The sequence below is a fragment of the Hymenobacter lapidarius genome (assembly GCF_001816145.1).
In the GTDB taxonomy this organism is placed as follows: Bacteria; Bacteroidota; Bacteroidia; order Cytophagales; family Hymenobacteraceae; genus Hymenobacter; species Hymenobacter lapidarius.
Genome location: NZ_MDZB01000159.1, coordinates 1 through 9,743 on the forward strand (window position 1 = coordinate 1; position 9,743 = coordinate 9,743).

Below are 9,743 nucleotides of genomic sequence, written 5' to 3' on the forward strand. Positions count from 1 at the left end.
TTACCTTCCGATATGAAACAGCGCCGACGGGGGCCGATGCAGGATGAATTGACGGAGGCCATGCACGGTGAATTTACCGTGGATGCTGAAACCGACCGGCAGCATCGGCTAGCCTCGGCTCGTAGCACAGTAGAACTGGGCATGTTCACGGCCGCAAAAGCGGCCGAGGCTTACGGCTTTACGGTGGAGGAAATCGAAGCTGCAAGCCCAGAACCGGGAAAGTGAATGCCTTTCGGACCGTATCAGTGAACTTTCCCCATGCGAATACCTAGGCGATGTAAAGTCGTAGTTATAAGTGGGAAGGACCTATTGGTAGGCCACCATTATGCTTCTGAGGTAAGAACACCGTGCTCTGCGGCCTGCGTAAAAGCATAAAAAAGCCCCGACCGTTGGGGCTGAGGCTTCTTTAGTGGGCCGCTTCGGGTTCGAAGCTGAGCTTAATTTTGGTGTGCAGGGCCCCGAAGACCTTAAGCAATGTGTCGAGGGTTACATTCACCGCGTTTGTCTCCAGTTTGGATATCTGGGTCTTCTGCACTCCAATGAGTGCGCCAAGTTCGGTTTGGGTTAAGTTCTGCTGTTTGCGGTATTCCTTAATCTTCAAAGGAATCAGCTCCAGGCTTAACTCAAACTCAAACTGTTCACGTTCGGCCGTGCCAGGGGCGCCGACGTACTTGTCTTTCAGGTCCCGGTATTTAGTGACGCGAATCGGGGATTTCGCTGGGCCGCTACCTCCCATATTGTCAGCGGTGTGTTTTGTCATTGTGTTTGCTTCAAAATTACCTCCATGCGAGGTAAGGCTACGATTGATGTGACGGTAATGTGGCAATGAGATGGGCGTGTAGTGCCGCCCCCTTCTCACTTAGCTAAAATAAGCTCGGCGAATACGCTCCGCTTTGGCAATATCTGCCTTAGGCGTTTTTTGCGTTTTCTTGTCCAAGCCGTGGGTGCAGACAACGAGGGTTTCCGTTTCACCCCGGCTGTCCCAAAAGGCAAACAGGCGGTAGGTATGATTCGGGCCATCGATGCGGAATTCCCACAAGTCTTCCGTGCTGGACAATTTCTTAAACCAATCGCCGTGATGACCGGCTTGGGTTTTTTCAAAGGCCGTTGCGATTTTCTTTCGGACGGCGGGAGGTAGGTGTTCTACAAACTCGTCTGCTTCATCTGTTAGAGCTACTTCTATCTGCTTTTTCATTGGGTGGTGGTATTATTTGAGGCGCGGTTAAATTCTGTGAGACATCCATGAGAAAAGGGATAAGTGATGAGATAAAAGGCAGGGTGTAAGTCTAGTGGCCACTAGGACATTACAAATATACAGCTTTAATCGAAAAGTCCACCTATAAGGTTACACATGATACAACAACGTGATATAAGTAACTGATTTATAAGGCTATTTTTTACATAACAAGCCTCGCTAATTACTTGACAGAGTTCCTATATAAACCAGTTATCCCTATCCCAATTGCGGCTTGGTACGAAGGCCCTCGGACCTGAGCGACGGCTACTACATTTTCGCCAGACGCGCTAGGTTAGCCGAGCGCTTCAGTTGGCCTGGAAGGTCACGTCGGCAAAATTCACCGTTTTCCTGAACAGGGCTGCAGTAATCAATACACTGCTTTTGCTTCCAACAACCACTTGATTACCGTTACTTTATCCGCTTGTATTTTCTCAGGATTTTAAGCACGGCGCTCTGGGGAAGCTTGTGCACTTTGTTGCCGTTGATGCCTTCCAACGTTTCGGCGGCCACCATCGCGTTGATGATGGCTTCTTCCACGCCTTGGACGGTGGCGTCAAACAAGGGGTCCATCAGGTCGTTGGGCAACTGCTCCACCTTGACAAAACTCGTTCGCTGGAAGGCCGTTGGGTTGGCGGTGGAAAAGGCAAGGAAGAGGTCGCCGGAGCCGTTTTCCCCCCGGCCGCCGACCAAGCCCATGCCGATGGGAACCCGGGCCGCAATACGTTTGAGTTGGTGCGGCAGCACGGGGGCGTCGGTGGCCACCACCACAATGATGGACCCGTCGCCCTCCTGCCGGTACGAAGGAGCGGCTTTGAAATCGTACGCCAAGGTGTCCCGCAACTCCTGGCCGACGGGCACGCCGGCGATGGTGAAATTTCTTCGTTTGCCGAAGTTGGATTGCACCAACACGCCGACCGTGTACGTGGAGTCCCCCACCTGGACCACCCGCGAAGACGTGCCGGTGCCCCCTTTGAAGCCCAGGCACATCATGCCCGTCCCGCCGCCCACGTTGCCTTCCCGCAGGGGGCCGGTCGTGGCGGTGTTCAGGGCCTCGTACGCGTGGGCTTCCTTCACGTGAAAGCCGTAAATGTCGTTTAGGAACCCGTCGTAGGTTTCGGCCACCACGGGGTAGGCAAACCAAAACTCCTCCTTGTGCCAGCCGGTTTTGATGAACCACTTCGTTACGGCGTCCCGCACCACCCCGACGCTGTTGGTGTTGGTCAACATGATGGGCGTTTCCAAAAAACCCGACTCGGTCACCCAGGTGGTGCCCGTCATTTCGCCGTTGCCGTTGAGCGCGTACCAGTTGGCAAACACCGGGTTGTTGTTCCTGCCCCGCGGCAAAACGGCGGTGACCCCGGTTCTGACGGGCCCTGTTCCCCGAACGTTTTTTCCTTGCCCGGAGATAAGGGTGCTGTAGCCCACCTCCACGCCTTTGACGTCGGTGATGGCGTTGAACGGGCCCGGGGTCCCGCTAAAAGGAATGCCCAGGTCCCGTGCCCGGGGTTTCTGCCCAACGGCCAGGGCGGGCACCAAAAAAAGCAGGCATAAAAAGTGGAGAGGCGTTCCCATCATCGGCACCGTGGTTCGGTAATTGTACCGGCAACTGACACCAGAAAGGAGGTCGTGGTTGTTTGATTCCGCAGTTTTTGTAAAAAAATTGCTCCTTCAATTGAACGTAGCACGTTTACCTCGCCACCGTTTTCGTGAACGTAAGTTTGGCTCCTCGCTTTTCTGTGACTCCTTCGCTCATGTTCTGGTTCCGACGTTTAGGCATTGCTCTTCTGCTGCTCCTTGCCGCAGCAGCCGGAGCGGTCGTGGCGCTTGATGGGGCCTGGGCGTTCGACCGGCCCCTAGACGAGAGCGCCGGCGCGGCCTTCTTCCGTCAACCGGGCCTGCGCCTGCGCGTGGTCGAGTCGCACAACGTGCTGGGCTTCGACCTAATGGAAACCCACGAGCTGTGGGCCTACACGCCCACGGCCCCGGTGCACGCGGCGCTGGGCGCGGGCAACCCACTGCCGCGCCTGCGGTTCCCCGGACCGGCCCGGTCGGTTTTGGGAAAAGACAGCCTGGGGTGGCGGCCGACCGGTGGAGCGGTCCACGCCCTAGCGCGGAGCCTGGCCACGTCCCCAGCTTTGGAGCGATGGCCCGGCAGCCGGCGATTTGCGCGCCACGAGTACCTGGGCCACTCCGGCAATGCGTACGCCACCTACACGGACGGCGCGGGTGGGGCCTATCTCTACGTGTGGGCACCGGCTGAGCAACGGCTCTACGTCGTGTTCGACAGCCGAGGGGCGTTCTACATGGAACCCTAGCCTTAGCTCAGTTCGTGATAATGCTCCTTTCCGTGAACGGCCAGCAGCTGCCCGGCACCAGGTGCCATTGGGCCCCTGCAGGGCCGGGGGAGTTTAAGAAACCCGTCTACGAATCAAAGTTTACGAAATGCTCCGAAGGGATGAGTTTCGTAAACTCGCCACCAGGTGCTTTCCCGGGCCGGAACAAACAGGATTTTAGGGGCAGTGGGGAAGTGCAATTACTCCGGTGCCTTTCTGAGTTTTATCCCTTAACATAATCCTAGTTATAGTGCCGACCCCGGAAAAGTGGTAGGTTTGACCTCTCTGTGCGGGGCACTCCCAGTATGGCACTTTACCCTGACTAGGGGTTTTTACTTGCACTCTAGATGCCCTGCGTTTTGTCTCTCTACCATTGGTCCTGCCTTATTCCTCGCTGCTTGCTGCTTGGGGGAGTTTCTCTCCTGATGGCTTGTCAAGAGCAACCGGTACAGGTTCCTATCCCCGCCAAAGCCTTTAGAGAAGGCCGAAAGCTGACTTATCAAGTAGCGCAGGTTGCTCTGGGTCGCCAGCAAGCACAGCTGGACACCGTGGTGCTCACCAGCTTTGGTCCCGATTTAGATATGGGCGTCGATACGTTCCGTACCGCCCAATTCGCGCTCCTTACGCGGCAGACGAAGCTCGGGTACAGCTACGATGCCCACGCCGCGCCACATAATTTTTCGGGCGTCATCGAGCACGATTCACTCTTGTGGCTCCACCCTCCCCGGCAGGGGGCCTACGCTGTTTTGGAGCTGAGCCCTTTCCCGTACATCCAATTACCGGCCAAGCTCGGCCATCGGTGGACATGGGATTTGACCGTAGGCGAGCAATGGGGGAACCCGCAGTGGGCCACGTGGCAGGGGAATATCCAGATGCGCAGCCAGTACCAAGTGGTCGGGCAACAAGAGCTGCGCACGCCGCTGGGTTTACTACCATGCTGGCGGGTCCGCGCCCACGCAAGCAGCCCGGTGGGCAACTCTTCCTTAGACCTCTGGCACCATCCCGCCCACGGGTTTGTGCAGCTGGACTATCGCACCATAAACGGCACCCATCTTATTTTCAAGCTAGTAGCGGAGAGTGTAGAGCATCCTGTCAAACCATTTTCGCTACCCAATTATCAATTATCAGCGGCTGATTAAAACTCGTAAATGTGTTAATTTACTGGTTGTCAAATCAATATCGTGACACTTAACGTTTAAGAGACGGTCGTCTGCAGGATGTAAACGGAACAATTGACGATGTTTACGCCCCCTTGATAGACTTATCTACCGCGATACATTGCCTCATGAATTTAACCTACCGGTTATTACTCCTCGTTTTCCTGCTTACTGCCTGTTCCACACCGCGAAACGTCCCCCTCTCGGCGACCCGCTATCCGTGGTTCTCCTTCACTTGGTATCGGACGATGATTGCCGGCAAGCCCTTTGACAAGGTGGCCATCCTCGTCCCGGTTAAAATCAATGATTTGCCCGGCAATCTGGTCACGCAGTTTGACTTAGGAAGCGGCACGACCTTTCTGTACGAAGACGCCATCAAAAACTATTTTGCGTCTCGGAAACAACTCTATGCGCAGGTGGATACAACCCAGCGGGGAACCACTGATGCCGGCTACGTGCATTATGCGACCCACGGCTTGCCGTTTGCCTTTGGAGGAGCCGTTATCTCCTTTCCTCGACTGATGACTCGGCAGGGCGAACCGGTCCCGCTGGACTCATTGCGCTCTCCTTCCCCAAAGCCCGTCGGCACGATTGGGGCCGATTTTTTGGACCGCAAGGTGCTGGTCATCGACTACCCGCAGCAGCGCATGTGCGTGCTGGATTCGGTGGACGCCTACTGGCGGGCCCGGACGACGTTCGTGGCGGGCCGGGTGAAAGACAGCCGGTTCAGCATTCCGATTACGGTCAACCACCGCGTCTATTGGGCCCTGTTTGACACCGGGGCCAGCTTGTTTCCCCTCAGCACGGACTATGCTACCTGGCAGCAACTGGTGCTTCCGGGCGCAGTAGTGGACACCTTGAAAGTGAATTCGTGGGGCGAAAAAGTGCCGTTTTATGGGGCACCGATGCAACACGAGGCCTATTTGGGGAAAGTTCGGCTGCCCAAGTCCAAGGCGTGGTTTACCCGTAGCCAGCGCCACCTTGATTTTAACAAAAGTGAGCGGGTTGACGCCCTCACAGGAAACGTTTTCTTCTTGGAAAACATCGTGGTGCTGGATTTTGCGCACGCACGTTTTGGCGTGGTTAACTAGAGCGTGAGGACAATTACCTTTCGCTAAATCAGGATACGCTAGATGCATCGTCACGAAGTCACAGACCGCCAATGGGCGTTGGTCGCGCCGTTGCTCTCGGGCAAAGCGACGGATTGCGGCGTGACCGCCCGCGATAATCGGTTGTTTTTCAACGCCGTGGTGTGGCTCCTGCGCACCGGCGCGGCGTGGGCCGACCTGCCCGAGCGGTTTGGCAAGTCGAACACCGTCTGCCGCCGCTTCCGCCGGCTGGCCCAAAAAAAGAAGTGGGAAGCGGTGTTCGAGGCCCTCAAAGCACCAGAACTGGACTGGGTCATGCTCGATTCAACCGTGCTGCGCGCCCACCAGCATTCGGCAGGCCAAAAAAAAGCGACCCCGAAACCGAATGCCTGGGCCGCAGCCGGGGTGGAATGAGCACCAAAATCCCCGCCTGCACCGACGCGCTGGGCAACGCCGTGCGCCTGGTGGCCACCGCCGGGCAGGCCGGCGATTGCCCGCAGGCGCTGGGCTTGCTCGAAGGCTTAAGCACGCGCATGGTCATTGCCGACACGAGCTACGACAGCGATGCCAACCGGGCTTACTGCGCCGAAAAGGGCATTGCCGTCGTCATCCCCAGTCGTCCCAACCGCACCGAGCCGCTCCCGCTGGACGAAGAATACTACCGGGACCGCAACAAAATTGAGCGCTTTTTTGGCCGCATGAAGCAGTGCCGCCGACTGGCCACCCGCTACGACAAAACCGTCGTCTCCTTTCTCGCTTTTTGGCATGTCGCGGCCGCCCTCGATTGGCTCAGGTGATAATTGTCCTCACGCTCTAGCATCGGATGCTCAGTGAATGAGCCTTTGCAATAACGCCCCAAACCGGAAAAGTATTACGCCGGCCGCGCCCCGAAGGAAAGCCGAAACCGGTGCGATTCCGGGAGTTGTCCGGGAAGTTAGATTATATAAAGGGACCATTCCCAGGAACCAGTGGGAAAAACACCCGCCCACGACTGCCCACCAATCCTGTTTACCTAGGGCCAGAAAGTGCGTGTTTTCGAGTTTACGAAACTCATCCTCTCAGCACGTTTTGTAAACTTTGAATCGTAGACGAGTTTCCTAAACTCCCCTGGCCCTGCAGCGGCCCACTGGCACCTGGTGCCATGCAGTTGTCAGGCGTTCACGAAAAGGAGCGAACTGATTTACTCTTCGAACTCCTCATCGCCCATGTACAGCACGGCTGAATCCCGCTTGTAAAGGGCAAGAAACTCCGTAAAACTTTCCGCTATCGGCTGGTACTTGCCTCCGCAGAGCACGAACACGGGATTAGTGGAGGCAGAAAATGTATCCAAACGGATGGCATAGGCAAAAAGGTGAATCATGTGGTCGGCAAACACATAAAACTGCTGGTGCTCCGGCCACATGTGTAGCAAGTCGCTGTACTTAGGTACCCCATGGTAGTCATGAAACCGCTCAGCGACGGACTGCACTTCTGCCAGACTGTTAAAGCAAAAAAAAGGCTCGTCGTACTCCCCGCCGGTGCCATTGACGAGGGCAAAGTAGCGGACCAAATCAGCGGGCAGTTGAACCCGATGCGCCATGGCAAAACGAGCTATTTCGGCTTCGGAAGCTATTTGTAGGGCAATCGTCCCGGCTTGTTGCCAGTGCTGCTTGGCCCATAACAGGTCATCGGGCTCGTCCATGTATTGATAGGAGAAGGTAAAAAGTGCTTCAGCAAAGCTATCCTCTTCTGCCGGCCTTATTTACCAGCATAGAAATGCCTCATTTTGGTTTACTGAAACGGTCCCAAGGTAAACGCGCGCCGTTTGATGAAAGGAGCCTTATTTATCAGCTGCAGCTACTTGGCAAAATGACGCTTGCTTAATTGCTGGGAAACGTAACCGGGCAGTGCCCCGCCTTGGCCATAGGCCGCGATGACTACTTGTTCCCGCTGCTGCGAAAAGCGCTTGCGTTTGCCGGCGGTCAGCAACGCCGGCACTCCGCCGATGAGGGCTGCTCCCAGAATCGTCGGCACCACGTACGCGTTTCCGGCCCGTCCCCACTGCTGCAGTCCAACGGCAACGCGGACAAAGAGCACGGCCGCTGTGGCCCCCGCCACGGTGAGCACGTCCGCGCCAGTGCGACGTGAGGTGAACAGCACCCGGACGGCGGCAATGGTGTCGGCCCGCGCGGCAACGGCGGCCCCAACGGCGGCCCCAACGGCGGCCCCAACGGCGGCACTACGGGGCGGGTCGGTTCGCTTGGCGGGAGCCGCCTCCAACGCCGGGGCCTGCTGCGCCCGAACCGGCCACGTGGACCCGACGAGAAGCAACACGAGCAGCAAGACAAGTTTCATGGTGAAATGAAAGGGGAAGTGCTTGGCCCAAGCCGTGCAATGCCCTCTTCGACAAAGCTAGGGGACAATAGGACCAAATGGATTGGTGTTCAGCGAAACGGTGGCAAGGTAAACGCACTGTGTTCAGTTGAAGGAGCGTATTTTGTGCATTTGCTACGCACCCTGCCGTCTTGACCAAACTCGCTGCTGAACTGGATGCCTACGACGTGGTGAGCACCTCAGAAGGGCTCTTTTACCGAACGCTGCGGCCCGGACCCGCGGGTAGCGTGGCGGCATACTTCCACCATAACCTCGTGGAGCAGGCCAGCATCTCTGCCGCCGCCTACAATGCAGCCAAGTACCGGGGCCTTGTAGGCCCGTACCAGGACGGGGAAGCCGTGGCGTTTCTGCCCTCGGGCCACAGCCTGCGGTGCCACTTCCACGAAAACGTGGTCCGTGAGTTTACGCCGGAGGGGTCCATCGTCCGGGTGCTGCCCGCCTCCGTGGACCCGGGCATGGGCCTCTACGCCTTGGCCGTCGACGGGGACGAGCACCTGTGGGTCGCCGACCCGGCGATGCACCGCGTAGCCGGCTATGCCCAAGACGGCCGGCCCCTGGGCGTAGTAGGCGGCAGCGAAGAGTTGGTCCCGGGCGAGTTCGACCACCCCGAGGACGTGGTGGTGTACGACGGCGCGTACCTGTTCGTCAGCGACATGGGCCACCAGCGCGTGGCGGTGGTGGACACGCGCACACTGGCCTGCGGCACCTACCGCGCATTTGACCAGCCGGTGTGGGAGTACCGCCGGTGCCTAGGCCGGGAAGTGGTCCGCTTACACGATGGCCTGTACCTGCTCTAGCCCTGGCCGCCAGCTGGCCGATGCCCAGTTTAGCAAAACGGTGGGTTAAATGAGATGTAGCCCCTTTTACATACTGGAAACGTGGATTACAACACGTAAAATCACGGCTTCAAAGGTCGTTTCCTGAGCCTTAACGTGCTATATTTTCCGTTTTCTGAGAGGACCCCATTTTAGTTCTGCCGTGCCTGGCGCTTGGCCGGCGTCCAGTCCAGCCACGTCCGTTCGGTTTGGCAGCAAGTACACTGCATCTGTAACTCGGTGGCCAGCGGGTACACCTCCAAAACTTCGGCGTGGGCGTGTAGGGTGTCCTCGTTGCACGTCGCGCAAGCCAGCAGCTCCGTACCGGCTAGTTGCTCCTCTAGGAATGTCAGCTCGTCGTTTTCCATGGGAAGGTGGGTGTATTAAAATGAGGGTTTATCGCTCAATGCCGCCGTTGCGGCCGATGCTCGGGCCGCTGCGCTCCTGACCAGGGGGCGACATTTCGAGCACTTTGGATGAACTACGCAGCTCGTCCATGAACTTGTTCCCGCTCAGGCTGGGCACCTTCTCGGCGGCATCCATCGCCTTCTTAAAGTTTTCCGCGTTGCCGCCAACAATGGCCGGGCTGCGCTCTACAAATTTGGCCACCTCGCGCAAGCGGCCACTGGCTAAGCCCTGGCCGTTTGCCTCTAGCTCCTTGGCTACCTCGCGGGCGGCTTTGGCAAAGACGAGCTGCGCTTCCTCATGGGTCTTAACGACCTGGGCGGCGGGATGAGCGG

The 9,743-nt window shown here is 57.4% G+C and carries 12 protein-coding genes and 1 pseudogene; 6 read left to right on the forward strand and 7 right to left on the reverse strand.

What is annotated here, in order from left to right; genetic code table 11:
* On the forward strand, positions 1-225 hold a 225-nt coding region (locus BEN47_RS18340; protein WP_204378346.1), incomplete at its 5' end, for a hypothetical protein.
* Between the two features lie 181 nt (positions 226-406).
* Here the strand turns inward: BEN47_RS18340 and BEN47_RS18345 are convergent.
* The 3 genes from BEN47_RS18345 to BEN47_RS18355 form a co-directional block, all read right to left on the reverse strand.
* Positions 407-760: a helix-turn-helix transcriptional regulator gene (locus BEN47_RS18345; protein WP_239691659.1), complete on the reverse strand. Its 354-nt coding sequence runs from the start codon at positions 758-760 to the stop codon at positions 407-409.
* A gap of 99 nt (positions 761-859) precedes the next feature.
* Positions 860-1,195, reverse strand: coding sequence for a type II toxin-antitoxin system RelE/ParE family toxin (locus BEN47_RS18350; protein ID WP_070730541.1), 336 nt, complete (start codon positions 1,193-1,195; stop codon positions 860-862).
* Positions 1,196-1,645: 450 nt separating this feature from the next.
* Positions 1,646-2,770, reverse strand: a complete 1,125-nt coding sequence (locus BEN47_RS18355; protein WP_239691660.1) for a DmpA family aminopeptidase — start codon at positions 2,768-2,770, stop codon at positions 1,646-1,648.
* A 203-nt stretch (positions 2,771-2,973) separates the two neighbouring features.
* Between BEN47_RS18355 and BEN47_RS18360 the strand changes: the two genes are divergently transcribed.
* From BEN47_RS18360 to BEN47_RS21165, 4 genes and pseudogenes are all read left to right on the forward strand, one after another.
* Positions 2,974-3,552 (forward strand): hypothetical protein, encoded by a 579-nt coding sequence (locus tag BEN47_RS18360; protein WP_125921803.1) that lies wholly within the window; start codon positions 2,974-2,976, stop codon positions 3,550-3,552.
* Between the two features lie 377 nt (positions 3,553-3,929).
* Complete coding sequence (locus BEN47_RS18365) at positions 3,930-4,709, forward strand: hypothetical protein (RefSeq protein WP_204378347.1); 780 nt, start codon at positions 3,930-3,932, stop codon at positions 4,707-4,709.
* A 146-nt stretch (positions 4,710-4,855) separates the two neighbouring features.
* A complete protein-coding gene (locus tag BEN47_RS18370) occupies positions 4,856-5,818 on the forward strand; it encodes a hypothetical protein (RefSeq protein WP_125921805.1) in 963 nt (320 codons plus the stop codon).
* Positions 5,819-5,887: 69 nt separating this feature from the next.
* Positions 5,888-6,612 (forward strand): annotated as a pseudogene (locus BEN47_RS21165) (IS5 family transposase); the annotation flags it as partial.
* A gap of 383 nt (positions 6,613-6,995) precedes the next feature.
* Here BEN47_RS21165 and BEN47_RS18385 read toward each other — a convergent pair.
* Both BEN47_RS18385 and BEN47_RS18390 read right to left on the reverse strand, forming a co-directional pair.
* The gene (locus BEN47_RS18385) at positions 6,996-7,496 is read right to left on the reverse strand and encodes an SMI1/KNR4 family protein (protein WP_070730557.1); all 501 of its coding nucleotides are present in this window, start codon (positions 7,494-7,496) and stop codon (positions 6,996-6,998) included.
* A gap of 155 nt (positions 7,497-7,651) precedes the next feature.
* On the reverse strand, positions 7,652-8,149 hold the full coding sequence (locus BEN47_RS18390; protein ID WP_070730558.1) for a hypothetical protein: 498 nt from the start codon (positions 8,147-8,149) through the stop codon (positions 7,652-7,654).
* 170 nt (positions 8,150-8,319) lie between these two features.
* Between BEN47_RS18390 and BEN47_RS18395 the strand changes: the two genes are divergently transcribed.
* The gene (locus BEN47_RS18395; RefSeq protein WP_070730559.1) at positions 8,320-8,985 is read left to right on the forward strand and encodes an NHL repeat-containing protein; all 666 of its coding nucleotides are present in this window, start codon (positions 8,320-8,322) and stop codon (positions 8,983-8,985) included.
* Between the two features lie 170 nt (positions 8,986-9,155).
* Here BEN47_RS18395 and BEN47_RS18400 read toward each other — a convergent pair whose 3' ends face one another.
* Together BEN47_RS18400 and BEN47_RS21605 are read right to left on the reverse strand one after the other, a co-directional pair.
* Entirely contained in the window at positions 9,156-9,371 is a 216-nt protein-coding gene (locus tag BEN47_RS18400; protein ID WP_070730561.1) for a hypothetical protein, read from the reverse strand.
* 28 nt (positions 9,372-9,399) lie between these two features.
* The coding region (locus tag BEN47_RS21605) for a hypothetical protein (protein ID WP_158011101.1) at positions 9,400-9,743 on the reverse strand (344 nt) is incomplete at its 5' end.